Genomic DNA, 26,980 nt, shown 5'->3' on the forward strand with positions numbered 1-26,980 from the left:
GCGGCCGCGAGACCTGGAGAGGCGAACGCCATGACCGACCACAGCATCAAGGGCAAAACCGTCATCATCGCCGGCGGCGCCAAGAATCTCGGCGGCCTGATCGCGCGCGATCTCGCCGCCCACGGCGCCAGGGCGATCGCGATCCACTACAACAGCGCGGCCACCAAGGCCGATGCCGACGCGACGGTGGCGGCGCTGCAGGCCGCAGGTAGCAAGGCGGTCGCCTTCCAGGCCAATCTCACAACAGTAGGCGCGATGGAGAAGCTGTTCGCCGACGCGGTCGCCGCGATCGGCCGCCCCGACATCGCGATCAACACCGTCGGCAAGGTGCTGAAGAAACCGATGGTCGAGATCTCGGAGGCCGAATATGACGCGATGAGCGCGGTCAACGCCAAGTCCGCGTTCTTCTTCCTCAAGGAGGCCGGCCGCCACGTCAACGACAACGGCAAGATCTGCACGCTGGTGACGTCGCTGCTCGGCGCCTACACGCCGTTCTATGCGGCCTATGCCGGCACCAAGGCGCCGGTCGAGCATTTCACCCGCGCGGCATCGAAGGAGTTCGGCGCGCGCGGCATCTCGGTCACCGCGATCGGCCCGGGTCCGATGGACACGCCGTTCTTCTATCCGGCCGAAGGCGCGGACGCGGTCGCCTACCACAAATCGGCGGCGGCGCTGTCGGGCTTCTCCAGGAACGGGCTCACCGACATCAAGGACATCGTGCCGTGGATCCGCCTGCTGGTGTCGGACGGCTGGTGGATGACCGGCCAGACCATCCTGGTCAACGGCGGCTACACCACGAAGTGAGGGGCGATCTCGGTCGCCTTTACCATTCGAATCGCGTGCCGACACCGACGGATGTCGAGCCCTTCGCATCGACATCCGACTCGACGCGGATATGGCGCGTCACGTCGACATTGGCCGACACTCCTGACTGGCTGGCGCTCGCGCCCGTCCGCACGCCCACGCTCAGCCTGTCGCCGATCGCGCGCGAGGCGCCGACCATCGGACCGCCCGCTCCGGCGCCCACATCCAGATTGTCGACCCCGAGCGAGCGGCGCATGCGGTCCACCGTTCCCTCGCCACCGCTTGCGAACTGAGCCGCGGCCCCTGCGAGCTGCACGGCCTGCGAGGTCGTCAGGCTGCCCGAAGCTTTCTGAAAGAGAATGCGCGACAGGATCTCGTCCTGCGGCAACTCGGGCTGCGAATGGAAGGCGAAGACCGGCGCGGCCGCCGGGCCCGAGATTCCGACCTGCGCGGTGATGTCAGAGGCCTGTATCTCTGCCGCGAAATCGAGCTCGGGCGCGAGATCACCATTGAAGGAGAGATTGCCTTTGGTGAAGGTCAGCGTCTTTCCGAGCACCACCAGCTTGCCCTGATAGAGTGAGAAGGCTCCCTTCGGAACCGGCGCGTTGCTCGTACCGCCGACATGAACGGAGCCGCCGAGTTCCGCGGTTACCCCGCGGCCATGGATGAAGACGTGGTTCGGCGCCGAAACTGTCACGTCCAGCGCGGCGTTGAAGAGCGCCGGACGCTTCTTGTTGCCTTTCGGCGTTTCGGCCTTGCGCGCAGCTGCAAGCCGTACAGCGGCCTGTCCCGAGGCGTTCACATGGTTGATGCCGTCGATCGGCTTCAGCGTCGACGGCAGGCGATCCGGAATATCGACGTTGACGCGAGTCAAGTCGACGCGACCGACGATCCGCGGATCGCGCGCCAGGGCGCCTGTGACGTCGATAGCGAGATTGGCCTGCGCGGTCGCCAGCGCGCTGGAGGCAAGCGTCGCCTGCTGACCGCGAATCAAGACCGTGCCTGGAAAACCTGCATCCGGGGCGACCCGTACCTCACCGGAGCCGGACAACGTACCGCCGTTGGGCGTCACCGCGGTCAGGCGCTCCACGACGATGCGCTCTCCTTCGGCGGTGATTTTCGCCTCGACGGCATCGAGGCGCGTACCGAGCATGCTGTCACGGAAGGTACCTCCGCTCATGGTGGCGACACCGCCGATCTGTGGCCTGGTACGCGTGCCGCCGACACGGGCATCGAGCGTAACGCTGCCGGACACGGTACGGCCGGAGGCGGAAAGCGCGGCATTGGCGATGGCGGCATCGAGGCGGCCCTTCGCGGTCAGCGCGATCGGACTCGTGGCGTCGAGCGGCACCGTGCCCGACGCCGCGATCGCACCGGCTCTTCCCGCGGCAATTGTGGTGTTCAGGCTCGCGCGGCTGCCATCGAGCCGTCCGTCCGCGGCAACGTCGATCGGCGGCAGGCCGGCGCTTCTGGTCTGCGGCGCGGTGAGCTGCTTGACCGCGACCTTGTACTGGCCGGTCGGCGCGCTCATGGAGCCCGCAATGGCCGCTGACGCGTCGAGGGTCCCGCTCAGGCCCAGACCGGGTATCGCGACATCGGCCTCGCCGAGCGGGATCGCGCTGGCCATGGCCTTAAGGTCGAGCACCTGACCGGCTTTGCCGTCCACCGTGAAGCGGCCACGTCCAATCCCGAGCGCCAGATGCTCGATCAACACCGTGCCATCGTCGAGCGTGAAGCCCGCGGGGCCCTGCAGCGCAATCGCTTTGGCGCCACGGCGCGCGGTGAAGCGGTTGAGATCGAACCGCACCCGCTCCCTGGTGGTCAGTGCACCCGCGGCATCGAGATCGAATCCGGCAGCCTTGGCGGACAGGCCGATCGTGCTCGCATCGGCATTGCCCGCGGCCGCCAGCGTGACGTTTGAGACTGTCTGACCGCCGAACTCGGCACCATTGACCTGCGCATCAGCATTGAGCACCGGATGGCTGTAGAGATCGGCGCCATCGGCGCGCAGATCGAAACTGCGGACGGCCGCACCCGCGGCACGGATTCCCGCGCCCTTGCCGGCAAGCCGGATCGACTGTTGGCCGCCATCGGCCGAAGCGGCAAGGTCGAGTGAGGCCGAACCGGCGAGCTCTGTAAGGGCAAGCGGCGAGAGATCGGCGAGCGCCCCGGCTGCGAAGCGAATCTGCCCGCTGGCGAATCTCTGGGCGTCGATCGTTGCTGCCCCCTTCAGGGATACCGATCCGATCGCGATGTCGATGGTCTTTGCGTGCCAACCGGCAGCGGCGGGAGCTGCGCGATCGTCGGGCTCCGACGATCGACGGCTCACCTGAACAATCCCGCGCGCTGGCTTGCCGTCGACGGAGCCGTCGAGCTTGACCTCGACAGCACAGACTCCGTTGATGTCGTTGACCGTCGCGGCGAGCGCCAGATGCGGAATCGGACGCCGCATCGCGGTGGCGCGATCCACCGAGGCCGCGAACGAAACCCCGGGATGTGCGAGCCCGCCGGTCAGGCCGACGTCGACAGCTCCCGCACCGGTGAGGCGCGCATCGGCCGCCGAGAGATCCGGCAGGTCCACACGCGCCGACAGGTCGCTCGAGTCGCGCGTCACTGTTCCTTTGGCGCGAACCGCAACACGGGCACCATCGATCGACGCGTCGCGGACCGTGTAAGTGTCGCGACCATCAGCAGAGATGTCGGCTGCGAGTGCGAGCCGCGCCCCCGCAAGCCCATCGAGCGCCGCAAGTCCCGTCGCAAGCTTCTCGCCGGCACCTGACATTCTGATATCGAAGCTGCCACGCTGTAAATCCGTGTCGAGATCGAGGCCGAACGCCACCGAGCCCTTGAGCTTCAACCCGGCAAGGTCGGCAAAGGCGCCGAGGTCGGGCACGGTTCCGGTTGCCCGGCCATTCAGGCGATCGGCGCTGACATCGCCTGTATAGGTGGCCTGAACCGTTGATGTGCCGATCTCGAGACGCTCGATCCTGGCGCGGCCGCCCAGGTCGGTATCGCCGTGGAGCACGAGCGACGCGGTGTTGCCGATCGCGGCCGCCAAACTCGCGTCGCGTGGCGCGATGCCGGAAGCACGCAGGTTCGCGTCAAGGATGATGCGCGTTGCCGGATCGCCGGCCTCGGCACGAGGAACGGCCGTGATCGAAGCATCAAGCGTCTCGATGTCTCCGTCCGGCAGATGAGCACCCGACAGCGCGAGCTTGACCGATGCTGTGGGAGCCTTGATTGGGCCGTTGACGCGGCTGTCGAAAACGAGGCTGCGGATCGAGCCTTGGTCAGTCTCGGTCACGTCGCCGTTGCTTGGCAAGGAGCGGATCGAAGCCGCAAAATCCACGACCTTGTCGGCTCCGAGCAAACCTTTCGCGTCGAGCCGTGCGAGACGGCTCGTCAGCGTCAGCCCGTCCAGGGCGATGCTGCCGTCGTCACCAAAATGTGTCGTACTGTCGAGATGGGTTTCGCCGGCGAAGACCGGCGCGGCGATCGCCGGCAACAACGGTTCGAGGTGACTGGCAAGGCGCGTTGCGAGCACTCGGGCCGCGCCGTTTCGGTCAAGCGCAATCGTGCCGGTCGCATCGATCGTGGGGCCGGCCTGCAACTTCAGGGCACCGCGAAAGCTGTCGAGCGTGCCCTTGCCGCCCAGTGCGAATGTGACGGGCGGCTCGCCCGGCAGATGGCCGAGCTTCGACATGAGTCCGTGGGCTGGCTCGTCGAGCGTGACGTCGAGGGTAAGCGCATTTCCCTGCGGAACGTAGGCGAGAGCGGCCTTGAAGTGGCCCGGAAAATCCTTGCGGGTGGCATCGAGGTTGAAGACGAGCCCTTCCGAGGGCGAGCCGAGCTCGGTATTGCCGGTCGCCGCGACACTCAAAGCTTCACCCAGAATCGACTGTCCCAGCGTCAGGGCCCGCAGGTCGAAAGCCTTCACCTGCACCTTCACCGGAAGGTCAGGCAGGATCGGCTGATCGGACTCGGCGGCAGGCTGATCGGACGGAAGCGGCTTTCGCTTGATCTCAAGCGTGCCGATCTCGAGACGGTCGATTTCCAGCCGCCCCAGCAACAATGCGCTGCGTCGCCAGACGAGGCGCGCCTTGTCGAGCGTCAGCCAGACACCGTCCTTGTCGGTGATGCTAACGTCGCGGACCGTTGCATCCGAGGACAGCACACCATCGACGGCGCCGACATGGACCTGGGTCGCCGGCGTCGAGAGCGTCCGCGAGACGAGACTGGCTAGCACATCCTGCTGGTTCTCGCCGCTACCGCCCACCATTCGGTAGAGAACGACACCAAGCACCGCGACAGCGATGAGACCCAAGGCCGCGACGGCGGAACCGATAATGAACAGCCGTCGGATGCGCATCAGAAGGCCTGCCCAATGCTGACATAGATCGCGTAACGGCTGTCGCCGGGGCGAGGGTTCAGCGGTGTCGCAACGTCAAGGCGGATCGGGCCGACCGGCGTGAGATAGCGCAAGCCAAGTCCCGCGCCGTAGCCCACATAGTCGTCGAAGCCTGGCAGGGACGATCGGGAGGCGGTGCCAAAGTCGAAGAATGGCACGAGGCCGATGGTGGGAGTGATCCTGACCCGCACCTCGGCGGAGCCCTCGATCAGGCTGCGACCACCGGTGATTTGACCGAACATCATCGGCGAAATGGTGTTGAAGCCGTAACCGCGTACGGATCCGCCGCCGCCAGCGAAGAAGCGATGTGCGTCCGGAATCTGGTCGAGCGGCGCGCCCGCAAGCGAGCCTGCGGCCAACCGACCCGCCAGCACGTAGTCGGCCTGCTCGTCGAGCGCATAATAGGCCGAGCCCGCAACCCGCGCTTCGAACAGATCGATCGTGGAACCCATCAGCTTCGGATAGGCATTGACGGTCGCCGAGAGGCGCACACCGCGCGTGGGGTCGAGCGGATTGTCTGTCGTGTCGTAGCGGCCGGTCGCCGTGAAGCCGATCAATGTCGCATCGACCCGCCCCAGCACGTCCTGCGATTTCGATTGCTCGACCTGGAGACCGGCCTGCAGCGAAGCCGCCTCCGAAAGGCGATGGATCACGCCGAATGTGCCGCGCACCGTGTCGTCAGTGTAACCGCCGAGGTCGTTGTTGCCGACACGCTCGCGGAACGCAGTGGCCTCGATCAGTAGATCGTTGGCCGTACCGAACAAGCCCGGCTTGATGAAGGTGCCGGTAAAGCGTGCGCCGAAATCCGAGCCGCTCAGATTATTGAAGCCGGTGAAGGACGTGCCGTCGATCCGTTGCAAAAGCGAGGCGGACGCTTCGAGCCTCAGGCGCTCGCCGCCGCCGAATATGTTCCGATCCTCGTAGTAGCCAGCAATGCCGGGACCATCGACGGTGGAATATTTCGCCGAGAGGCCCACCGCGTGCCTGGGCCTTTCCGTCAAATCGATGAAGACCGGCAGATTGCCATTCTCATCGAGCTGGTCCGCCTCGCGGACGCGAATTCCCCCGATGGCCGGGATCTTTGCGATCGAGGTTTTCGCCAAGGCGAGCCGCTCTGGCGAATAAGGCTCGCCTTCCCTCAGGTAGACGTGCGTGGCCACCACTCTCGGATCGACGTCTCCGCCCGAGATCGTCACGGCGCCGATGCCGGCCTTGGGGCCCGCTTCGACCCGCAGCCGAAGGTCCATCGCGGCGGCGCCATGATCGACGGTGGCCTTGACGTCGGCGACCTTCGCGAGCGGATGTCCGTTGCTGCGGAACCAGTCGACGAGCTTCACCTGCGCGGCGCGCAGGTCGGCAGAGATCGCGGGATCGCCGGACTTCAGCGCAAACGCGCGGCGCGGCAATCCCTGCGGCGCTTGGTCGCGCGGATAGTCTACATCTACGGCGCGCAGCTTGAACAACGGACCAAGTCGCGCGATGACCTTGACGGGCACAACGGTCCGATTGCGAAAGCTGTCGGCCCGACGCGCCGCCGCGGCCAGCCCGATCTCGTCGAGGGAGATTGGAACTCCATCTATCGTCACATCGATCTGAGCGTTGTAGCGACCAAGCCCCCAAAGGGCATCGAGCAGCGGATTGATATCTGCCTGCAGCCGGCGCGCGAGACCTTCCCCGTCCGGGGGCGGTTCCTGTCGAAGGCGATAGGTGCCGGCGGCATCGCGCAATGCCTGTTCGGCGTCGCTATCGTTCTTGCCCTCCGGCGTCTTGGCTTCGATCTCCAACCGATAGGACAGCGTCGTGGCGCTGACCGGCGGCGGATCGTCGGAACCGAACAGACCAAAGAAGTCGAGCGCGTGAGCCTGCTCGCACAGCGAGCAACCGACGACAGCGACGCACGCTGAACGCAGAACGCGTCGCGCCGCAGCAATGAAATACCTTCGCCTTGCCCGCCCCGGCAAAGGCGGCGGGCATCGTTGCACCACGATTTGCTTGATTGTTCCGCTCCGCCTGCCTGTTGACGCGACCCGAGTCTCTGCACCTCAGGTTCCGGCGATCCCCTGTCTCCGCATTCAACAGGCACCACACGCGAAGTTGATAGACTCATGATGGACAATGTTGGGCAAACGTAGGGGAACTTCGACGTTCGTCCCAATTATCGAAATTTCCGACGCTCGCTGCGATCGGTTCCGGCAACTGCGCTTTGCGAACAATCCGCCACGCGCGTCGCGCCATCGTTTGGCCTGATGCTCGAACCGTCGGCAGGTCAACCGAGAGCTGCGTCATCGGGCCGCGTGTTGTTCCAACGCGTGATCGAGTTCCTGCTCAGCTTGCGGAAGAGTGCCAGGATCATCCTTCGACGGCGGTCTCGCGCACGGCTTTCGGCAGCGCCTCCCAGATCCGGATGAGGTCACCGATCGAAGACGCCTGCAGCTTGCGCATGACGTTGGCACGATGCAGCTTGACGGTCACCTCGCTGATCCCGAGCTCGAAGGCGATCTGCTTGTTGACGCCGCCATGCGCAACCCTGTGCAGCACCTCGCGCTCGCGCGGTGTCAGCATCCTGACGCGTTCGAGATAGCCCTTGACGACCAGGGCCTGCTGCCGGCGCGCCGCATCCATCGTGATGCCGGCGAGCACGGCGTCGAGCAACGCCTGGTCCCGCACTGGCTTGGTGAGGAAGTCGATGGCGCCGGCCTTCATCGCCTGCACGGTCATCGGAATGTCGCCATGTCCGGTCAGGAAGATGATCGGCTTGGGATTGCCGTTCTGGACCAGATAGGCTTGCAGGTCGAGACCGCTGGCGCCCGGCATCCGCACGTCGAGGATGAGACAGCCGGGGCGTTGCAGGACATCCGCCTCGAGCAACTCCCTGGTGGAAGCGAAGCCGATCGACTGGAAGCCGACCGACAGGATCAATTCGGACAACGCCTCCCGCACCGACGCATCGTCATCGACGATCAGGACGACCGGTTGCGCAGCATTATCGCCCGGCAGCGGCCGGGCTGACGGCAGGCGTCGTTGCAGCGGCGCGTCAATCCTCATGCTTCCCCTCCCTTCCGTCACGCAGGGCATCATCCACCGCGGCGAGCAGCGCCTGGCCGTCGAACGGCTTGCGGAAGAATCCGCTCAATCCCTGGGCACGGCTCTGATCCGCCACCTCATGGCGACCGCTGATCAGGAACACCGGCAGGTCCGGCCGCTGCTTCAGGGCGCGCCTGCGAAGCTCGAAGCCATCAACCCCGGGAATGCCGACATCGGTGATGAGCACGTCCACATTGGCAAAGCCGGCAGCGAGCAGCGCCTGCGCCGACGAGAAGCAGCATGTCTGATAGCCTGCGGACTCCAACAGCTCCGCCAGCGATTCAACCAGCCTCGGATCGTCGTCGACAACAGCGACAACCCTCTTACTCACGGTCGGTCCCTCCGCCGCGCCGGGAGTGGGTGACGGGAATTTGCAGCCGCTCCGCGCTGCGCACGAGGTCGGCGAGCGACGCCGCCGCCATTTTCTGCATCACATTCCTTCGATGGATCTGAAGCGTCACCTCGCTGATGCCGAGTTCCGCTGCCGCCTGCTTGTTCATGAGGCCGCTGACCACGAGCGGCAGCACGTCACGCTCACGCGGCGTCAGGCTGAGGTAACGCTGCCGCAAGCCGGAGAGTTCGGCGCGATCCGCCCTCCTGACCCGGTCCTGGTCGATCGCCGCCCGGATCGCGGCCATCACGTCGTCATCGCTGAACGGCTTGGTCAGAAAATCCAGCGCACCATGCTTGATGGCACGAACCGACGACGGGATATCGCCATGCCCGGTGATGAACACGATCGGCGGATGATCGCCCTGCGCGATCTGCCGCTGCAGATCGAGCCCGTTGATGTCGGGTAGCTCGACGTCGAGCACCAGACAGGCCGGCACGTCCGGCTTCCCGGCGTCGATATACGCCCCGGCGCAGGCGAACGTCGCGGTCTCGACGCCATGCGAGGCCAACAGCTCGCTCAACGCCTCGCGAGTGCGCTCGTCGTCGTCCACGATTAAGACAATCTGCTCCTCGGCCGTCATGTCGCCCTGTTCGCCTCGATCGGCAATGTGAAAATGAAGCTGGCGCCGTGCGGCTCATTTTCTTCCGCCCACAAATGCCCACCATGCGACTCGACGATCGAGCGGCAGATCGCAAGGCCCATGCCCATCCCGGACTCCTTCGTCGTGAAAAACGGCTGAAACACCCGGTCTGGGAATTCGACGCCCGGGCCACGGTCGCTGATCCGCACCCGAACCGCATCCTCGATCCGATCGAGGCGGATCCGGATCGATCTGTCGTCGATGGCCCGCTCCATGGCCTCCATGCCGTTGCGGATCAGGTTGCTCAGAACCTGCTGGATCTGAACGCGATCGACGGTCACGGGCGGTATGGCGGATTCGACATCGATATCGAGCCGGATGCGGCGCCGCACGGCTTCTTCGGACATCAGCTCGCGCACCTCGGCGATGATGCTGCCCAACTCCGCGCTGCTTCGCTTGTCGAGCGATTGCCTGAACAAGGCGCGGATGCGGCTCACGACATCGGCGGCGCCATTCGCGTCGCGGATGATGCGCTCGACCGTCTTGCGCGCCCGCTCCAGGTTTGGCGGGTCCGCCGTCAACCAGCGCTGGCAGGCATGCGAATTGGCCACGACGGCGGCCAGCGGCTGGTTCACCTCGTGCGCGATCGATGCCGAGAGCTCGGCAAGGCTCGCCGCCTGGCTTGCGCCGGCAAGCTCGGCCTGCGCCATCCGTAACTCTTCCTGCGCCCGCACCTCGGCGTCGATGTCCAGACAGATCACATTCCACTGCACGATGGCGCCATCGGCGTTGCGCATCGCGCCGGCGCGGGTCTCGACCCAGCGATACTCGCCGTCGAAACGCCGCAGACGGTGCCTGCGGGCATACGGCTCGCCCGACGCCAATGAGTGCGCGTATCGCTGCTTGACGCCGTCAAGGTCGTCGGGATGGACACCGGCGTCGAGCGTCGCTTCGAGGCGCCCCTTCTCATTGCCGTCGAGCTCCTCGAGATCGTATCCAAGAAACTCGCGGAGCTGACGGCTGCGATAGATCGGCTCGCCATCCGGCGCGGCGCAATCGATCATGGCCGGCAGCGTCTCGACGAGTTGGCGCAGCGATCGCTCGCTCTCCTTCACCGCCTCCTGGGCCGTCACCAGGTCGTGGATATCGACGCTCACGCCGTACCACTGGATGATATTGCCGGCATCGTCGCGCAGCGGCTCGGCGCGGGTCTCCGTCCAGTGGTAGGCACCCCCGGCGCGGAGCTGGCGATAGATCATGACGTAAGGCTCGCCCGTCCTGAACGAGTGGGTGATCGCCGCAATCGCGGCCGCCCTGTCGTCCGGGTGAACGACACTCAGCGACGGCGATCCGTCGGGCGCGGTGATGTCCTCGAGGGAAGCACCGGTTGCGACCTTGAACCGCTTGTTGACATAGGTCGGCGTTCCATCCGGCGTCGTGCTCCAGATCAGCGCGGGCACCGCGTCGATCAGTTGCTGAAGCTGGCGTTCGCTCTTGCGCAGCGCGTCCTCCGCCTGCCTCTTCGCCTCGATATCGATCATCGTGCCGTACCAGCCGGCCAGTTCGCCCCGCTCATCGCGCGACAGCGAACCGAACGACCGAAACCAGCGATAGGTTCCGTCCGAGCCGCGCACCCGATACTCTGCATCGAACGGAATGCCGGTCTTCAGGGAATGGCGGCGGATCTCCATCACCTGCGCATAGTCGTCGGGATGGATGGCACGCCGCCAGCCGGCATTGTCCAGAACGTGAAACAGCCCGGTCTTGTCGGCGAGCTCGCCGAGATAGGCCAGCGTACTCGCACTCACATGGGTGATGTGACCATCCGGGCTCGCCGACCAGGTGTAGGCCGGCATGCTCTCGATGATCCGCATGGCCTGCACCGCATCGGCGCTCAGCTTTACCGATGACGGGATCGCGACGATCTCGCCGATGCAAAGCGCGAGGATGGCAAACAGCGCCAGCGATAGCGCGGCGCTCTGGGGGTCGTGCGCATGGAAATGCGCGGCAATCGCGCCGACGAACGCGACGGCCCACACGACCCGCAGGAGCAGGGCTGCCCGTCGGTCGACATGGAGGTATAGGGCAGCCACCACGGCCAGCAGGCCGAAGGGCGATTTCGTGAGCCAGCTGGCGGTAATGCCGGCGAGGCAGGCTGCGATCGCCAGGAAAGCGCGCTGGCGGGGCAACGCTGGCATCGTGCTGGGCTGCCTCGCCCGCGAGCGATCAGCCTTGCGGTCAATCTTGGCGTCAATCTTGGGAGCAGCCTCAAGATCGGCACTGTCGTGTTTGGCGCTATTGGTCAAATGAGGGCCGGAGTTGATCAAGCTGGGCGGTTTACGCCCCGATTGTAACCCCGCCACGTCCCGGCCGCACCTCATGGAAACCCATGTACGCCGGCGTCCCGTTCGCAGCCGGATGGATCGCCGCAGCGGAGGACGTGGGATGACCTGACGACCGGCGAACAGAGGCTATCCCGCGGCACAGTATCGCCGTCTCGGAAACCGTGCCTTTTTTCCCGCATCGCGGCCAGCTGGCATGCCGGCCGCGCACTCATGATCCGGGAAAGCCGTCATGCTCGATATCAGTGGCACCGTCAGCGGCGCGAAGGCAAATCCATGAACAAGCCTGTCCTGCATGATCTTCCGAACGATCGGCCGGCGACACCCGACGACCGCCCGGATGGCCCGCCGCTTCCCGGCCAGCGCTCGGCCAATACCGAAATGGCACGCGTGCTGAAGACGAGGCCGGTCCGCTTCGCTCTGGAGCCATCCGGCGGCTCGATTGCCTACTGGCAACACGATCCCGTGCATGAGATCGTCAAGCCGATGGCCGACCACGTCATCATGGCCTATCCCGCCGGCATTCAACGGCTCGAGCGGCGGAGCGGAAAATCGGTTGCGATCGGCACCGCGCGGCCGGGGGTGGTGACGGTCATTCCCGCCGGCGCGACCTCGCGGTGGGATGTCGTTGCGGCCGGTTCGGCGGGCCGCGCAGATTCGCCTCAACTCTTGAATCTGATCCAGCTTTATCTTCCACACGCCACGCTCGAGCGCATCGCAAGCGAAGCCGATCTGGGTGCTCTGGCAGATCTGACCGAACGGATCGGACATCCCGACGCCATCACGGCGCGATTGCTGACCAGCGGGGCTGACCTCCTGGAGAACAACACCGCGTTGGATACCCTGTTCAGGCAGCAGCTGACGGACCTGTTGGCGACCCGCCTGCTCGTCGCGCATTCCGGCTCGACCATCAATGTGCCGCCGGCGGTCGGCGGGCTGTCGCCTGCGGTGCTTCGTCGTGCCATCGAGCGCCTGCGCTCGGACAGCGATGCGGACGTCTCGCTCGCCGCGCTGGCGTCGGATGCGGGGTTGTCGCGCTTCCACTTCTGCCGCGCCTTCAAGGAGAGCACCGGGCTCTCGCCGCATGCTTTCCTGCGCCAGCACCGACTCGAGCAGGCCATGAAGATGCTGCGCGATACCGACGCGTCCGTCGTCACGGTGTCGGCCGCGCTGGGCTACGCCTCCCAGACCGCGTTTGCCGCGGCCTTCAGGAGGTTGACCGGAGATACGCCGAGCAATTGGCGGCGCCGCATGCGCTAGCAGCAATTGCGCTGCAACGGTCTCAATCGCTCTGGGGCAGCGGCGCAATTGACGGCGTAAACCATCAGCATGCCCACGCTAACAACAGGAGACAAGCAAGATGGCCTGGAACAACTCGGTCGCCCGGCTCGCACGGACGTCGCGACGAGAGCTGCTCACGGCTTCGATCATGTCGGCAATGTCGCTGACAATCCGCTCGACATCCGCCGTCGGCAAGGAAACAAAAGCTCCGACCGGCGCCGGCGACACGGTGCGTCCCGTCACCTCGATCACGACAACAGATGGCGTGCACATCTTCTACAAGGATTGGGGACCGAAATCTGCCCAGCCGATCGTCTTCCACCACGGCTGGCCGCTCAGCTCCGACGACTGTGATGCCCAGATGCTGTTCTTCCTCGGCCGCGGCTACCGCGTCATCGCCCATGATCGACGCGGTCACGGCCGATCGAGCCAGGTCAGCGACGGGCACGACATGGATCACTACGCGGCTGATGTCGCGGCCCTCGTCGAGCATCTCGATCTTCGCAATGCCATTCACATCGGCCACTCCACCGGTGGCGGCGAGGCCGCGCGTTATGTCGCGCGCCACGGCAAGAATCGTGTGGCGAAGCTGGTCCTGATCGGTGCCGTGCCGCCGCTGATGTTGAAGACCGAGGCCAATCCCGGTGGCCTGCCCATCGAGGTCTTCGACAGCCTGCGCAATCAGCTCGCCGCCAACCGCGCGCAATTCTACTTCGATTTCGCATCCGGCCCGTTCTACGGTTACAATCGTCCCGGTGCCGAAACATCGCAGCCGGTGATCTGGAATTGGTGGCGCCAGGGCATGACCGGAAGCGCCAAGGCGCACCACGACTGCATCAAGGCCTTCTCGGAGACCGATTTCACCGATGACCTGAAGGCCATCACCGTTCCCACGCTCGTTCTGCATGGTGGCGACGACCAGATCGTGCCGGTCTCCGATTCCGCCCTGCTGTCGGCCAAGCTGCTGCAGCACAGCCAGCTCAAGATCTATGACCTGCTGCCGCACGGCCTCTGCACCACGCAGCCCGGCATCGTCAATGCCGACATCCTCGCGTTCATCTCGGCCCGAAGGGCCTGATTTTGAATCGAATGATCGAGCCCGGCTTCAGCCTGGCTCTCCCCGATGGGAAGAGGTGAGCCTCTCTTGCTGCTCGCGCTCGACCTCACCTCAATCGCAGTTTCGTAAAGGACGATCACATGAAGAACGACAAGGTCATCATCCTGACCGGCGGCACCTCCGGCATCGGCCGCGCGGCCGCCCTCGCCTTCGCACGGCAAGGCGACAAGGTGCTGGTCACCGGCCGCCGGCCCGGCCCCCTCGAGGAAGCGGTTGCCGAGCATCCGAACATCACGGGCCTGATCGCGGATGCCGCCTCCGCCGATGATGCGCGGCGCACGGTCGCCAAGGCGATCGCGGCCTGGGGCAGGCTCGATGCCGTCATCAACAATGCGGGCGCCGGCGCGATCCTGGCGCTGGAAGATGCGACGGCCGACCGGATCGCGGACATCTTCGCGGTCAATGTGGTCGGGCCGAGCCTGCTCGCCGCCGCCGCGCTTCCGCACCTGACGGCGACGCGCGGCGCCATCGTCAACGTCTCCAGCACCTACGGACACAAGCCGGCGGCAGGCCTGTCGCACTACGCAGCGAGCAAGGCGGCGCTGGAGCATTTGACCCGCTGCTGGGCGCTCGAGCTTGCGCCGCTCGGCGTGAGAGTGAACGCCGTTGCGGCGGGGCCGACCGAATCCGGCGCGCTCACCGGCATGATGGGTCTCAGCGACGAGCAGGCGGCGGCCGTAAAGGAGCAGGAACGCACACGCATCCCGCTTGGACGACGCGGCCTTCCGGACGACGTGGCCGAATGGATCGTGCGGCTCGCCGGTCCCGCCACGCAATGGATGACCGGTCAGATCATAACCGTCGACGGCGGACTGGAGCTGGCATGAGCGTGCCCCCTGCCACTGATTTGCCCGACGGCGCAAGTCCCCGCAGCAAAAATATTTCGCTTTATCCGAAGCGTAACTCAGTGTATAGAAACGCCCGTCTCACCCGATCGAGGGGCGCTGCGCATCGTCACGGGTGTTGCGGTGAGATGCGGTGGACGCGACAAGCGCAACTGACGAGTGCGCATGAAGCGGACGGCGAAATCGTGCAGGCCTGACGCCCTAGCGGCAGGTGTCCTCTCGCAAAGCGCGCAAGCGTTTGCGAGGGCGGTGACAAAAAAGCCCAGTCTCGCCGGGGAGAGCATGTATAAGCCGTAACCCATCGCGCAGGAAAGCCGGGTTGTTTCCGGTTACACCTGTGGTCCTACCCCCGAGCTTTCTACCCATTGCTCGGGGCCCATGGGTGCGATCGGCACCCGGCTTTCCCTGCGCCCTCTGTTCAAGAGAGGGCGGAAAGAAGAGCAAAGCTCGGACAAAATATGTCGCGAGAACGCAAACGGTATGACTCACAAGTCGCGCAACAAATTGAGTGTCGTCCCGGCGAAGGCCGGGACCCATAACCACAAATTCCGATTGTCAAGCATCGCTGGAACGACGTGTCCTTACAACAACGTCCGCCGCGGCGTATGGGTCCCGGCCTTCGCCGGGACGACGCGAAGGAAGCTGCCTGCTCGCATTCCTCTCCGGCGTCGTCATCCGCGCATCCAGTACGCCCCAACCTCTCGGCTCCAGCACCGCCGTTTCTCGAATATACTGGATCACCCGCTTTCCCGGGTGACGACACCGAACAAGCTCCGCGGCTTTGCGCCGCGAGCCGCGCTGCGGCGCAACAATCAAAATGAGACTGCCCGTTAAGCCACCCCGCGTCGACGACATCCGCGCCGCGCCTGCCTTCGGCTAGCTTTGCCGGCAACAACCGGACGCCCATCAGCCTTCGCACGGCAAGTGGACGCCGGCGACAACGCAGAGGGAGGAGCGCGATGTTGAAAGGCAGTTTGGGACTGATTGCGTTGAGCAGCCTGTTGCTTTCGGGCACGGCGTTCGCTCAGGAGAAGATCAAGGTCGGCGTCACCGCGACGCTCGAGGGCACCTACACGGTGCTCGGCGAGGACGGCATGCGCGGCTTCCAGACGGCGCTCAACGTGCTCGGCAAGAAGATCGGCGACAAGGAGCTCGAATTCGTCGTCGCCTCGACCGACGCGACGCCCGACTCCGCGGTGCGCGCGGTGCGCAAGCTGATCGAGCAGGACAAGGTGCAGATCCTGCTGTCGCCGCTGTCCGGCGACGAAGGCATCGCGGTCAAGAACTTCGCCAAGACCCATCCGGAGCTGACCTTCGTCAACGCCGCCTCCGGCGCGCAGGAGACGACCTATGTCGATCCGGCGCCGAACTTCTTCCGCTACAACATGGACGGCGCGCAGTGGCAGGTCGGCCTCGGCAAATACGCCTACGAGACCAAGGGCTATCGCAAGATCGCGACCGTCGGCGAGGACTACTCCTTCATCTACACCCAGGTATTTGGCCTGGTGCTCGAGTTCTGCGGCGCCGGCGGCCAGGTCACCAACCGACAATGGGTGCCGCTCGGCACCAAGGACTTTGCCTCCGTGATCGCCGCGCTGCCTGACGACGTCGACGCGATCTATCTCGGCCTCGGCGGCGCCGACGCCGTCAACTTCCTCAACCAGTATCAGCAGGCCGGCGGCAAGGCGCATCTGATGGGCGGCTCGATCATGATCGACCAGACCATCCTGTCGTCGAAGGGCAGCGCCAAGAACGCGCTGATCGGCACCATCGCCGCGAGCGGCCAGGCCGATACCTGGGAGGATCCGGGCTGGCAGAAATTCGTGAAGGCCTATCAGGATGCCTTCCCGCCGGCCAAACGCTTCCCGAGCCCGTCGCTGCTCGCGACCAACTATTACGGCTCGACGATGGCGCTGATCCTGGCGCTGCGCCAGGTCAATGGCGATCTCTCCAACAACCAGGCCAAGCTCAAGGACGCGCTGGCGAAGATCGAGATCGACGCGCCGAACGGCAAGATCAAGCTCGACTCCAACCGCCAGGCGATCGGCACCAATTTCGTCACCGAGGTGGTCGATGACGGCAAGGGCGCACTGTTCAGCAAGGTCGTCAAGGTGATCCCGAACGTCAACCAGACGCTGGGCTACGATCCGGCGGTGTTCGCCAAGATCGGCCTGCCGAGCCGCACGGTCCCGGAGTGCAAGAAGTACTGACGTATTTGTTGCAGTGCAGGCTGAACGGCCGGGGCATGGTGCGCGGTTGCATCAAGAGCCCTGCTCGCCCTTGCTTTCCGCGGGCGGATGATGAACGCTTGTCGAAAAGACAAGAACATCCCGCGGGAGGGGAGGCATGAGCAGGGCGCTTGCCGTCTTCCACGGCCGGTTCGGTCGCGCGACGGTCTATCAGTTGAACCGTCCCTTCAACGTGCATGCGCACCGCGAGGGGCATCTGATCTTTCATGTCGGCGGAACGCCGGCGCAGATCGACGTCTCGGAGCAGCGGCTGCTGCTCAAGGACGACACCGTCGTCGCGGTCAACCCGTGGGAACCGCACAACTTTCTGCCGACCGACATGGATCACGGCGCGATCTTCTTCGTGCTCTATGTCAACGCCGAATGGTTCGCGCCGCAGCCCGCGACGGCACAGGGCCTGCGGTTCGGCCGCACCTTCTTTCCGCGCACCGAAGCGCTCGACCGGCTGATCCGCCGCACCGCAGCACTAGTGTGCGGCGCGCCGTCGCTGCGCAGCCTCGATTGCGAACTCCGGCAGCTGATCGACTCCTGCTACGAGGAGAGCTGGCAGGCCGCGCAGGATGCGCGCGCGGCGGCCGCGGTGACCGATTTCAGGGTGCGCAAATCGATCAAGCTGATGTCGGAAAGCCCCGGCGCCGAGATCGAGCTCGATGCGATCGCGCGCGAGGCCGGGCTGTCGCGGCCGCATTTCTACCGGCTGTTCCGCACCCAGACCGGCGTCACCCCTCACCTCTACATGAACACGCTGATCATGGAGCAGGCGCTCGATGCGCTGGTGGCGACCGAGACGCCGATCGCCGATATCGGCTTCGACCTCGGCTTCTCCTCGCAGAGCGGCTTCACCCGCTTCTTCGCCGCCAATGTCGGCATGGCCCCGACCGACTATCGCCGCGCCGCCAAGGTGTTGCGGCCGTGAAGGAGTTCCGGAGCGCACGATAAAAGATACTGTCGATCAAATCCTGAGCTTACGCCCTCGGTAGGATACTGGACACGCGGCCCGGCAGACGGTCGCGACCAGTGAGGGAACGCGACGGAGATGGCCAGGTTCATCGAACGCCATCCGGCCTGGGCGCTGATCGTGATCATCGCGGTCGCGGTGCTCGCGTGGCTGGTGTTCGCGATCTGGCCGCCGGGGCTGGAGGCCGCGATCGGCCGCAAGCGCGTGTTCCTCAACGCGGTGCTGAACGGCATCACGCTCGGCGGGCTCTACTTCCTGGTGGCCAGCGGCTTCACGCTGATCTTCGGCCTGATGCGCAACGTCAACCTTGCGCACGGCTCGCTCTATCTGTTCGGCGGCTATGTCGGCTACGCGATCAGCAGCTGGACCGGGTCGTGGCTCCTCAGCTTCATCATCGCCTTCATCGCGGTGGCGCTGGTCGGCGTGATCCTGCAGCTCGTCGTGTTCCGACGCATGGAGGGTCAGGACCTCAGGCAGACGATGGTGACGATCGGGCTGTCGATCGTGTTCGCCGATCTGATGCTCTGGGTGTTCGGCGGCGATTTCTACCAGATCCAGACCCCGAGCTGGCTGATCGGCCCGATCCAGCTGCCGCTGCTGACCGCGATCAAATCAACGGGCGAACCGGTCTATCTGCAATACCCGCTGGTGCGGCTGGTGATCTTCGCTGCGTCCGTCGTGATCGGAATCGCGATGTGGCTGGCGCTCAACCGGACGCGGATCGGCATGATCGTGCGTGCCGGCGTCGACGACCGCGACATCCTGGCCGCCACCGGCGTGCGGATCCAGCTGGTGTTCGTGCTGGTGTTCGCGCTCGGCGCGGGCCTTGCCGGCATTGCCGGCGTGGTCGGCGGCACCTTCCAGTCGCTGTCGCCGGGCGAGGATACGCGGTTCCTGCTCGCCTCCCTCGTCGTCGTGATCGTCGGCGGCATGGGCTCGATCCCGGGAGCGGCGCTCGGCGCCGTCATCATCGGCCTCGCCGAGCAGCTCGGCTCGGTCTACATCCCGACCTACGCCATCGTCGTCACCTTCCTGATCATGGTGCTGGTGCTGGCGCTGCGGCCGCAGGGCCTGCTCGCGAGGCGATGACAGATGTCGCTGCTCCAGAGCACCCAGTTCCGCCCCGATCCATCCGCCAACGCGGCCCGCCGAGCCTTCATCCGTGCCTGGCCGGAATTCCAGAACCCGGCGGCCTGGCTGGTCGCGCTGATCCTCGTGATCATGCCGCTGATCGCCAACGGTTTCTTCCTGATCGAGATCTTCGCCACCACGCTGATCCTCGGCATCATCGCGCTCAGCCTGATGTTCCTCGCCGGCTATGGCGGCATGGTCAGCCTGATGCAGCTCACCATCGCGGGCTTCGCCGGCTACATGGTCGCGGTGTTCGGCATCAGCGGCAACGCCAATATCAGCCTCGGCTGGCCGTGGTGGCTGGCAACCCCGATGGCGCTGGCGCTGGCGACGCTGTTCGGCACGCTCGGCGGCGCGCTCGCGGTGCGCACCGAGGGCATCTACACCATCATGATTACGCTCGCGATCGGTGCCGCGTTCTACTACTTTACCAACCAGAATTGGGCGATCTTCAACGGCCACACCGGCATCAACACCGTCGCGACGCCGCAGTTCTGGGGCGTCGACTGGCGCGCCGATATCGCCTTCTATTATGTCACGCTCGGCGTCGCCGCGATCTGCTACTTCGCCGTCCAGTATGTCTCGCGGGCGCCGTTCGGCCTCGCGCTGCAGGGCGTCCGCGACAATTCCCGCCGCATGGCGGCGCTCGGCTTCAACCCCAATGCGCACCGCATCGCGGCCTACGCCTTCGCCGCCTTCATCGCCGCGCTCGGCGGCGTGCTGCAGGTCTGGAACTACCGGCAGATCTCGCCCGGCTCGGTCAGCGTCGGCGCCTGCATCGACGTCCTGATCATCGCCGTGGTGGGCGGCATCACGCGGCCGATCGGACCCTTCATCGGCGCGCTGATCTTCGTGCTGCTGCGGACTTTCGCGCTCGACGTGCTGATCAAGTTCGGACTCGACGGCAACCGCTTCCGGCTGCTGATCGGGCTCGGCTTCCTCGCCATCGTGTTCTGGTCATCCGACGGCGTGATCGGCCTGTGGGAACGCTGGCGGCGGCGCAACGCATCCTCGACGCAACGTTCAGGCGGAGGTCGCCATGGATAGCGTCGCGCAGCGGCTGTCCGTGGTCGGCGCTGGCGCGGCGCTCGAGCTGCGCGGCGTGACCAGGCTGTTCGGCGCGCTGGCGGCGCTGACCGACGTCACCATCACGGTGCGGCCCGGCGAAAGGCGCGCGGTGCTTGGCTCGAACGGCGCCGGCAAGACGACGCTGTTCAACTGCATCACCGGCGACTTTGCGCCTTCCTCCGGCACGATCCGCTTCTTCGGCGAGGATATCACCCAGTTCCCGCCCTATGAGCGGATCCGCCGGGGCTTACGCCGCACCTACCAGATCTCGGCGCTGTTCCCCGGCCTCACGGTGCAGGACAACGTCTACCTCGCCTGCCGCGGCGTCTCGCGCGACCGGTTCTCGTTCCTGCGCCCGGGGCAGAACGATGCGCTGATGCACGCGACCGAAACGCTGGTACAGGCGGTTCACCTCAGCGGCGTGAAGGACCAGCGCGTCGCCGAACTCGCACATGGCCAGCAGCGGCAGCTCGAGATCGCGCTGGCGCTGGCCGGCGCGCCGCGCTTCATCCTGTTCGACGAGCCGGCAGCGGGGCTGTCGCCTACCGAGCGGCGCGAGCTGATCGAGATCCTGACCTCGCTGCCGGCGCATATCGGCTACATCATCATCGAGCACGACATGGACGTCGCGCTGCGCGTGGTCGAGAGCGTGACGATGATGCACAACGGCCGCATCTTCAAGGAAGGCCTGCCGCGCGAGATCGAATCCGATCCCGAGGTGCAGGAGCTCTATCTCGGAGGCGGCCATGAATGACCGCCGAGCAGTGCCCGCGCTCGAGGTGAAGGGCCTCGACGTCTATTACGGCCATTCGCATGCGCTGCAGGGCGTCGATCTCACGCTCGAGTCCGGCGTGTTCTCGGTGGTCGGCCGCAACGGCATGGGCAAGACCACGCTGTGCAAGGCCATCATGGGCCTCGTGCGCGCCAGCGGCGGCTCGATCCGGATCCGCGGCGAGGAGGTCACGCGGCTCAATCCGGCGCGGATCGCCCGGCTCGGCGTCGGCTATGTGCCGCAGGGCCGCCGCCTGTGGCGCTCGCTGACCGTCGACGAACACCTCGCGCTTGCCGGCGGCCTGCGGCGCGGCGCCTGGACCATCGAGCGAATCTACGACACCTTCCCGCGCCTTGCCGAGCGCAAGAGCAATGGCGGCAACCAGCTGTCCGGCGGCGAGCAGCAGATGCTCGCGATCGCGCGCGCGCTGCTGACCAATCCGCATCTGCTGATCATGGACGAGCCGACCGAAGGTCTCGCGCCCGTGATCGTCGCCCAGGTCGAGGACATGCTGCTGCGGCTCGGCGATGAGGGGGACATCTCCGTGCTGGTCATCGAGCAGAACATCGGTGTGGCGACGGCGGTGTCGCGCAACGTCGCCATCATGGTCAATGGCCGGATCAACCGGATCATCGATTCCGCCCGCCTTGCAACCGACCGCGAGCTGCAGCAGCGGTTGCTCGGCGTCGGCACCCATGGCGCCGACGAGACCGACGCCGAGCCAGCACCGGCGAAGGCCGAAGCGGTCGGTGCCCCGCAGCCGGAACGCAAGGGGCCGACCCGCATCTACGTCTCCAATCCCGTGCTGCCGACCCGCTGGTCGCAGCCGGTGCCGATCGCCCGCATCGAGGCCGCCGCGCGGACGCAGTCCGCCGGGGTCACGCGGCTCGAGGAAACAAGTCGCTCGCGGCGCGAACCGGCGACGTCCAGAACGTCGGGGCCACCCGTCGTGCTGGTCGTCGGCACGCTGGACACCAAGGGCGCGGAACTGCGCTTCATCCGCGATATCATCGCCGGCAGCGGCCTGCGCACCCGACTGGTCGATGTCTCGACCAGCGGCAAGGCGGCGAGCTGCGACGTCACCGCGCAGGAGATCGCACTCAACCACGGCCGCGCCGGTTCGGGCGTGTTCGGCGCCGATCGCGGCGCCTCGGTGACGGCGATGGCGGAGGCGTTCGAGCGATGGCTGCGTCGCCAGGGCAATATCGCCGGGATCATCTCCGCCGGCGGCTCCGGCGGCGCGTCGCTGGTCGCGCCCGGCATGCGCGCGCTGCCGGTCGGGGTGCCGAAGCTGATCATCTCCTCGGTCGCGTCCGGCGACGTCGGTCCCTATGTCGGTCCCGCCGACATCACCATGATGTATTCGGTGGCCGACGTGCAGGGTCTCAACTCGATTTCGCGCACGGTGCTCGGCAACGGCGCTCATGCGCTGGTCGGCATGGTCAAGGCGCGGCTCGATGAGCAGGCCGGCAAGCAGCGCGATGCAGGCGCGAGCCTTCCGGCGATCGGCATCACCATGTTCGGCGTCACCACGCCGGCCGTGCAGAAGATCGCAGCCGACCTGCGCGAGGATTTCGAGTGCCTCGTCTTCCACGCCACCGGCGTCGGCGGCCGCTCGATGGAGAAGCTGGTCGAGTCCGGCCAACTCGCCGGCGTGATCGACCTCACCACGACCGAGGTCTGCGACCTCCTGATGGGCGGCGTGTTCCCGGCGACCGAGGATCGCTTCGGCGCCATCATCCGCAGCCGCGTGCCCTATGTCGGCTCGGTCGGCGCGCTCGACATGGTGAACTTCGGCGCACCCGACACGATCCCGGAGCGCTATCGGCAGCGCAAATTCCATATCCACAATCCGCAGGTCACGTTGATGCGGACCACGCCGGAAGAGAACGAGCGCATGGGCCGCTGGATCGGCGAACGGCTCAACCAGATGGACGGGCCGGTGCGCTTCTTCCTGGCCGAGGGCGGCGTCTCCGCGCTCGATGCAGCCGGCCAGCCGTTCTGGGACCCGGAGGCCGATGCGGCGCTGTTCCGCGCGCTGGAGCGCACCGTGCGCCAGACCGGCAATCGGCAGATCATCCGCATCAAACGCAACATCAACGATCCCGAGTTCACCGCCGCCATCGTCAGCGCGTTCCGCCCCTTGCTTGGACGCGCCGGTGGTCGGCGGAGAGTGGCGAGGTGACCCATGGCCAGGTTTGAACGCACGGCGCTGTTGAAGAAGTTTCACGCCATGATCGCACGCGGCGAGCCGATCGTCGGCGGCGGCGCCGGCACCGGACTGTCGGCGAAATGCGAGGAGGCCGGCGGCGTCGACCTGATCGTGATCTACAACTCCGGCCGCTACCGCATGGCCGGCCGCGGCTCGCTCGCCGGACTGATGCCCTATGGCGATGCCAACGCCATCGTCGTCGAGATGGCCGGCGAGGTGCTGCCGGTCGTGACCAGGACGCCGGTGCTCGCCGGCGTCAACGGCACCGATCCGTTCCGCGACATGGATGTGTTCCTCGACCAGCTCAAGGCCCTCGGCTTTGCCGGCGTGCAGAACTTCCCGACCGTCGGCCTGATCGACGGCACCTTCCGCGCCAATCTCGAAGAGACCGGAATGTCGTATGCGCTCGAGATCGACATGATCGCGAAGGCGCATGAGAAGAACATGCTGACCACGCCCTATGTGTTCAGCGAGCAGGAGGCCGCCGCGATGGCGATCGCCGGCGCCGACATCATCGTCTGCCATATGGGCCTGACCACCGGCGGCACGATCGGCGCGCAGACCGCGCCGAAGCTCGCCGACTGCCCTGCCCGCATCGAGGCCTGGGCCGAGGCCGCGCTCAGCGTCAATTCGAACATCATCGTGCTCGCGCATGGCGGTCCGATCGCGGACCCCGCCGATGCCGATTTCATCATGAAGCAGACCCGCAACTGCCACGGCTTCTACGGCGCCTCCTCGATGGAGCGCCTGCCGGTCGAGCGGGCGCTGACGGATCAGGTTCGCAAATTCAAGGCGATCGGCGCGCGCTAGCCGCCGTGACCAAGGGAGGAAGAGATGTCGGGGATGCTGGTCGGTGAATTGATCCTCTGGCTCATCGTCGCAATCGTCGCGATCGTCATCATCGTCTATGTCGTGAACTGGCTGTATCACCGCTCGTCGAAGGAGGTCTCCTTCGTCCGCACCGGTTTCCTCGGCGAGCGCGTGGTGATCAATGGCGGCGCCTTCGTGCTGCCCTTCATCCACGACTACACGCCGGTCAACATGAACGTGCTGCCGATGGGGATCGTGCGCTCCAGGCAGGACGCGGTGATCACCCGCGACCGCATGCGCGTCGACATCGAGGCCGATTTCTACGTCCGGGTTCAGCCGACCCGCGAAGCGGTCTCGATCGCTGCCGCCACGCTCGGCCGCCGCACCATGGAGCCCGAGCAGCTCCACACCCTGCTCTCCGGCAAATTCATCTCCGCGATCCGCTCAGTCGCCTCCGAGATGACGATGGAGCAGATGCACGAGCAGCGCGGCGACTATGTGGCGCGCGTCAAGGCCAATGCCGCCGAAGCACTGGCGCAGAATGGCCTCGAACTGGAGTCGGTCGCGATCACCGATCTCGATCAGACCGACCTCGAATATTTCAATCCCTCGAACCGCTTCGACGCCGAAGGCTTGACCCGCCTGATGGAGGACATCGAGGCCAAGCGCAAGCTGCGCAACGACATCGAGCAGGACTCGATGATCAAGATCCGCTCCCGCAATCTCGAGGCCGAGCGGCAGGCGCTGGAGATCGAGCGCGAAAGCGAGACCGCCCGCCTCGAGCAGGAACGCGACATCGAGATGCGCCGCGCCCTGCAGCGCACCGAAGTCGCCCGCGAGCGCGCGCTGCGTGAGACCGAGTCGGAGCAGGCCCAGATTGCGGCGCGCGAAGCCATCGAGAAAGCGCGCATCGCCAACGAGCAGGCGATCACCGAAGCACGCATCGCCTCGGAGCGCGAGACCCGGCACAAGGAGATCGAGCGGACGCGGGCGGTCGAAGAGAAGGAGCTGCTGGCGCGCGAGGAGATCGAGAAGGTCCGGATCGCCAACCAGCGCTCGGTCGACACCACCCGCATCGCCTCCGAGCGCGAGGTGCGCCAGCGCGAGATCGAGCGGATGCGCACGGTCGAGGAAGCCGAGATCGCCGCTCGCGAGGCGATCGAGAAGGCCCGGATCCAGCAGGACCGCGTCGTCACCGATGCCCGCATCGCCAATGAGGAGGAGACCCGGCGCCGCGAGATCGAGCGCACCCGCGCGGTCGACGAGGCCGAGATCGCCGCGCGCGAGGCCACCGAGAAGGCGCGCATCGCCCAGACCATGACGGTCAATGTCGAGCGCATCTCCTCGGACGAGCGCACCCGCGCGCTGGAAATCCAGCAGGTCCGCACCATCCAGGAAGCCGAGATTGAGGCGCAGAAGGCGGTCGAGGCCGCCCGCATCGCGCGCGAGAAGATGCTGGCCGCCGAGCGCATCGCCGCCGACCACACCACGCGCAAGCTCGAGATCGAGCGCAACCAGGCGGTCGAGATCGCCGGGATCAGTGCCCGCGAAGCCACCGAAGCGTCGCGGATCGCCCAGGAAGAGCACGTCCGGGCGCTTGAGATCGCCCGCACCCGCGCGATCGAGGAAGCCGATATCGCCTCCCGCGAGGCGATCGAGGCGGCGCGGATCTCGCAGGAGAAGTCGGTCGCCGCGCAGCGCATCCGCGCCGAGCGCGAAACCCGCGGGCTCGAGATCGCGCGCACCGAGGCGATCGAGGCCGCTGAGTTGAAGCGCCGCGACGCCATCGAGCGGCAGCGCATCGATGTCGAGCTGACGCTGGAGAGCGAGCGGATCGCCTCCTCCAGGACCCGCGAGGTGCTCAACATCGACCAGAAGAAGGCGATCGAGCTCGCCGACGAGGAGCGCGTGATCGCGCTCGCCGCCAAGCGCTCCGAGCGGATTGATGCCGACCGGCAGGTCCGGCAGGCCGAAATTGTGGCACGCAAGGACATCGACACCACCGACGTCTCGCGCGAGCAGGCGCTGGAGGCGGCTCGGATCGAGCGGCGCCGTGCGATCGAGCAGCTCGAGGTCGCCCGCAACCAGTCGCTGCAGGAGGCCGAGATCGGCGCCCGCGAGGAGGTCGAGCGCGCCCGCATCGCCTCCGACCGTGGCCTCGACGAGGCCCGCATCGGCCGCGAGCGCGAGCTGCGCAAGCTCGAGGTCAACCGCGAGAAGGATGTCGAGACCGCGCTGATGGAAAAGGCCATCGCACTGCATCAGAAATCACTGGAAGAATCCGCGGCGCGCGCCGCGGCCGAGGACGCCCGGATCCACGCCACCGAAGCGGCCGAACGCGTCGTCACCGCGCGCGAAAGCGAGATCGCAAAGCGGCGCAAGACCGTCGAGGTGCTGCTCGCCGAAAAGCAGGCCGAGGAAACCAGGATCGCAGCCGGGGCCGAACGGGTCCGTGCCACGGTCGAGGCCGAGGCGCAGCGTCTGCTTAACGAGGCCGAGAACGTGCTGACCGATCAGGCGCGCTACTCGCTGTTCCGCCGCAAGCTGCTCGACCGCATCGAGGGCATCGTCCGCGAGAGCGTCAAGCCGATGGAGAAGATCGAGGGCATCCGCATCCTCCAGGTCGACGGCCTCAACGGCAATGGCCATGGCAACGGCACCGGCCGCAGCGCCACCGACGAGGTGATCGACTCGGCGCTGCGCTACCGCGTGCAGGCGCCGCTGATCGACTCGATCCTCTCGGATATCGGCGTCGAGGGCGGCAGCCTCGCCAAGATGCCCGGCCTGATCCGCGAAGCCCGCGACATGCAAGGCATCAAGGACTCCGCGCGCAAGAGCGGCGGCGAGGCCAAGCCGGCGGCGCCCGAGGGCGGCGGCGAGCCGGCGCGCCCTGAGCGCACGCCGCGCAAGAAGGACTGAGCTGAC

General features: G+C 66.2%; 18 protein-coding genes and 1 pseudogene. 13 read left to right on the forward strand and 6 right to left on the reverse strand.

Going from position 1 to position 26,980, the window contains the following annotated elements; all coding sequences use genetic code 11:
• The first annotated feature begins 30 nt into the window (after positions 1-30).
• Positions 31-804, forward strand: coding sequence for an SDR family oxidoreductase (locus tag ACVIHF_RS28035; protein ID WP_253607044.1), 774 nt, complete (start codon positions 31-33; stop codon positions 802-804).
• Positions 805-823: 19 nt separating this feature from the next.
• Here the strand turns inward: ACVIHF_RS28035 and ACVIHF_RS28040 are convergent, their stop codons facing one another.
• Positions 824-5,173 carry a translocation/assembly module TamB domain-containing protein gene (locus ACVIHF_RS28040; RefSeq protein WP_253607043.1) on the reverse strand — a complete coding sequence of 1,450 codons (4,350 nt, stop codon included), beginning with the start codon at positions 5,171-5,173 and terminating at the stop codon, positions 824-826.
• Complete coding sequence (locus ACVIHF_RS28045) at positions 5,173-6,459, reverse strand: autotransporter assembly complex protein TamA (RefSeq protein WP_456792893.1); 1,287 nt, start codon at positions 6,457-6,459, stop codon at positions 5,173-5,175. Before ACVIHF_RS28045 ends, ACVIHF_RS28040 begins: the two co-directional genes overlap by 1 nt.
• A gap of 12 nt (positions 6,460-6,471) precedes the next feature.
• On the opposite strand from ACVIHF_RS28045, the gene ACVIHF_RS28050 reads away from it, so the two are divergent.
• Positions 6,472-7,116 carry a hypothetical protein gene (locus tag ACVIHF_RS28050; RefSeq protein ID WP_253607041.1) on the forward strand — a complete coding sequence of 215 codons (645 nt, stop codon included), beginning with the start codon at positions 6,472-6,474 and terminating at the stop codon, positions 7,114-7,116.
• A gap of 445 nt (positions 7,117-7,561) precedes the next feature.
• Here the strand turns inward: ACVIHF_RS28050 and ACVIHF_RS28055 are convergent, their stop codons facing one another.
• The 4 genes and pseudogenes from ACVIHF_RS28055 to ACVIHF_RS28070 form a co-directional block, all read right to left on the reverse strand.
• A complete protein-coding gene (locus tag ACVIHF_RS28055; protein WP_253607040.1) occupies positions 7,562-8,257 on the reverse strand; it encodes a response regulator transcription factor in 696 nt (231 codons plus the stop codon).
• Positions 8,247-8,627 (reverse strand): response regulator transcription factor, encoded by a 381-nt coding sequence (locus ACVIHF_RS28060; protein WP_456792895.1) that lies wholly within the window; start codon positions 8,625-8,627, stop codon positions 8,247-8,249. The genes ACVIHF_RS28055 and ACVIHF_RS28060 overlap by 11 nt, the downstream gene beginning before the upstream one ends.
• On the reverse strand, positions 8,620-9,270 hold the full coding sequence (locus tag ACVIHF_RS28065) for a response regulator transcription factor (RefSeq protein WP_253607038.1): 651 nt from the start codon (positions 9,268-9,270) through the stop codon (positions 8,620-8,622). Before ACVIHF_RS28065 ends, ACVIHF_RS28060 begins: the two co-directional genes overlap by 8 nt.
• Positions 9,267-11,141: pseudogene (locus ACVIHF_RS28070) on the reverse strand (PAS domain-containing protein); the annotation flags it as partial. The gene ACVIHF_RS28065 and the pseudogene ACVIHF_RS28070, both read right to left, overlap by 4 nt.
• A gap of 747 nt (positions 11,142-11,888) precedes the next feature.
• Between ACVIHF_RS28070 and ACVIHF_RS28075 the strand changes: the two are divergent.
• The 11 genes from ACVIHF_RS28075 (at position 11,889) to ACVIHF_RS28125 (ending at position 26,974) form a co-directional block, all read left to right on the forward strand.
• On the forward strand, positions 11,889-12,872 hold the full coding sequence (locus tag ACVIHF_RS28075) for a helix-turn-helix domain-containing protein (protein ID WP_309145013.1): 984 nt from the start codon (positions 11,889-11,891) through the stop codon (positions 12,870-12,872).
• 100 nt (positions 12,873-12,972) lie between these two features.
• Positions 12,973-13,971 (forward strand): alpha/beta fold hydrolase, encoded by a 999-nt coding sequence (locus tag ACVIHF_RS28080; RefSeq protein ID WP_456792896.1) that lies wholly within the window; start codon positions 12,973-12,975, stop codon positions 13,969-13,971.
• A 119-nt stretch (positions 13,972-14,090) separates the two neighbouring features.
• Complete coding sequence (locus ACVIHF_RS28085; protein ID WP_253607034.1) at positions 14,091-14,837, forward strand: SDR family NAD(P)-dependent oxidoreductase; 747 nt, start codon at positions 14,091-14,093, stop codon at positions 14,835-14,837.
• Positions 14,838-15,814: 977 nt separating this feature from the next.
• Positions 15,815-17,065, forward strand: coding sequence for an ABC transporter substrate-binding protein (locus ACVIHF_RS28090; protein WP_038382412.1), 1,251 nt, complete (start codon positions 15,815-15,817; stop codon positions 17,063-17,065).
• Between the two features lie 136 nt (positions 17,066-17,201).
• On the forward strand, positions 17,202-18,020 hold the full coding sequence (locus tag ACVIHF_RS28095) for a helix-turn-helix transcriptional regulator (protein WP_016847806.1): 819 nt from the start codon (positions 17,202-17,204) through the stop codon (positions 18,018-18,020).
• A 120-nt stretch (positions 18,021-18,140) separates the two neighbouring features.
• Entirely contained in the window at positions 18,141-19,151 is a 1,011-nt protein-coding gene (locus tag ACVIHF_RS28100; RefSeq protein WP_168855385.1) for a branched-chain amino acid ABC transporter permease, read from the forward strand.
• A gap of 3 nt (positions 19,152-19,154) precedes the next feature.
• Positions 19,155-20,240 (forward strand): branched-chain amino acid ABC transporter permease, encoded by a 1,086-nt coding sequence (locus ACVIHF_RS28105; protein WP_253607033.1) that lies wholly within the window; start codon positions 19,155-19,157, stop codon positions 20,238-20,240.
• The gene (locus ACVIHF_RS28110; RefSeq protein ID WP_253607032.1) at positions 20,233-21,015 is read left to right on the forward strand and encodes an ABC transporter ATP-binding protein; all 783 of its coding nucleotides are present in this window, start codon (positions 20,233-20,235) and stop codon (positions 21,013-21,015) included. Before ACVIHF_RS28105 ends, ACVIHF_RS28110 begins: the two co-directional genes overlap by 8 nt.
• Positions 21,008-23,218 (forward strand): ABC transporter permease, encoded by a 2,211-nt coding sequence (locus tag ACVIHF_RS28115; protein WP_253607031.1) that lies wholly within the window; start codon positions 21,008-21,010, stop codon positions 23,216-23,218. The genes ACVIHF_RS28110 and ACVIHF_RS28115 overlap by 8 nt, the downstream gene beginning before the upstream one ends.
• 3 nt (positions 23,219-23,221) lie before the next feature.
• Positions 23,222-24,055, forward strand: coding sequence for a phosphoenolpyruvate hydrolase family protein (locus ACVIHF_RS28120; protein ID WP_253607030.1), 834 nt, complete (start codon positions 23,222-23,224; stop codon positions 24,053-24,055).
• Between the two features lie 24 nt (positions 24,056-24,079).
• Positions 24,080-26,974 carry a flotillin family protein gene (locus ACVIHF_RS28125; RefSeq protein WP_253607029.1) on the forward strand — a complete coding sequence of 965 codons (2,895 nt, stop codon included), beginning with the start codon at positions 24,080-24,082 and terminating at the stop codon, positions 26,972-26,974.
• The last annotated feature ends 6 nt before the right edge of the window (positions 26,975-26,980 follow it).

The organism is Bradyrhizobium sp. USDA 4506, from assembly GCF_054058795.1.

What these genes read in the sequence shown, in the direction of transcription:
- ACVIHF_RS28035 (WP_253607044.1), top strand. Translation starts at nt 31, where the DNA reads ATGACCGACCACAGCATCAAGGGCAAAACCGTCATCATCGCCGGCGGC.
- ACVIHF_RS28040 (WP_253607043.1), bottom strand. Translation starts at nt 5,173, where the DNA reads ATGCGCATCCGACGGCTGTTCATTATCGGTTCCGCCGTCGCGGCCTTG.
- ACVIHF_RS28045 (WP_456792893.1), bottom strand. Translation starts at nt 6,459, where the DNA reads ATGGACCTTCGGCTGCGGGTCGAAGCGGGCCCCAAGGCCGGCATCGGC.
- ACVIHF_RS28050 (WP_253607041.1), top strand. Translation starts at nt 6,472, where the DNA reads ATGATCGACGGTGGCCTTGACGTCGGCGACCTTCGCGAGCGGATGTCC.
- ACVIHF_RS28055 (WP_253607040.1), bottom strand. Translation starts at nt 8,257, where the DNA reads ATGAGGATTGACGCGCCGCTGCAACGACGCCTGCCGTCAGCCCGGCCG.
- ACVIHF_RS28065 (WP_253607038.1), bottom strand. Translation starts at nt 9,270, where the DNA reads ATGACGGCCGAGGAGCAGATTGTCTTAATCGTGGACGACGACGAGCGC.
- ACVIHF_RS28075 (WP_309145013.1), top strand. Translation starts at nt 11,889, where the DNA reads ATGAACAAGCCTGTCCTGCATGATCTTCCGAACGATCGGCCGGCGACA.
- ACVIHF_RS28080 (WP_456792896.1), top strand. Translation starts at nt 12,973, where the DNA reads ATGGCCTGGAACAACTCGGTCGCCCGGCTCGCACGGACGTCGCGACGA.
- ACVIHF_RS28085 (WP_253607034.1), top strand. Translation starts at nt 14,091, where the DNA reads ATGAAGAACGACAAGGTCATCATCCTGACCGGCGGCACCTCCGGCATC.
- ACVIHF_RS28090 (WP_038382412.1), top strand. Translation starts at nt 15,815, where the DNA reads ATGTTGAAAGGCAGTTTGGGACTGATTGCGTTGAGCAGCCTGTTGCTT.
- ACVIHF_RS28095 (WP_016847806.1), top strand. Translation starts at nt 17,202, where the DNA reads ATGAGCAGGGCGCTTGCCGTCTTCCACGGCCGGTTCGGTCGCGCGACG.
- ACVIHF_RS28100 (WP_168855385.1), top strand. Translation starts at nt 18,141, where the DNA reads ATGGCCAGGTTCATCGAACGCCATCCGGCCTGGGCGCTGATCGTGATC.
- ACVIHF_RS28105 (WP_253607033.1), top strand. Translation starts at nt 19,155, where the DNA reads ATGTCGCTGCTCCAGAGCACCCAGTTCCGCCCCGATCCATCCGCCAAC.
- ACVIHF_RS28110 (WP_253607032.1), top strand. Translation starts at nt 20,233, where the DNA reads ATGGATAGCGTCGCGCAGCGGCTGTCCGTGGTCGGCGCTGGCGCGGCG.
- ACVIHF_RS28115 (WP_253607031.1), top strand. Translation starts at nt 21,008, where the DNA reads ATGAATGACCGCCGAGCAGTGCCCGCGCTCGAGGTGAAGGGCCTCGAC.
- ACVIHF_RS28120 (WP_253607030.1), top strand. Translation starts at nt 23,222, where the DNA reads ATGGCCAGGTTTGAACGCACGGCGCTGTTGAAGAAGTTTCACGCCATG.
- ACVIHF_RS28125 (WP_253607029.1), top strand. Translation starts at nt 24,080, where the DNA reads ATGTCGGGGATGCTGGTCGGTGAATTGATCCTCTGGCTCATCGTCGCA.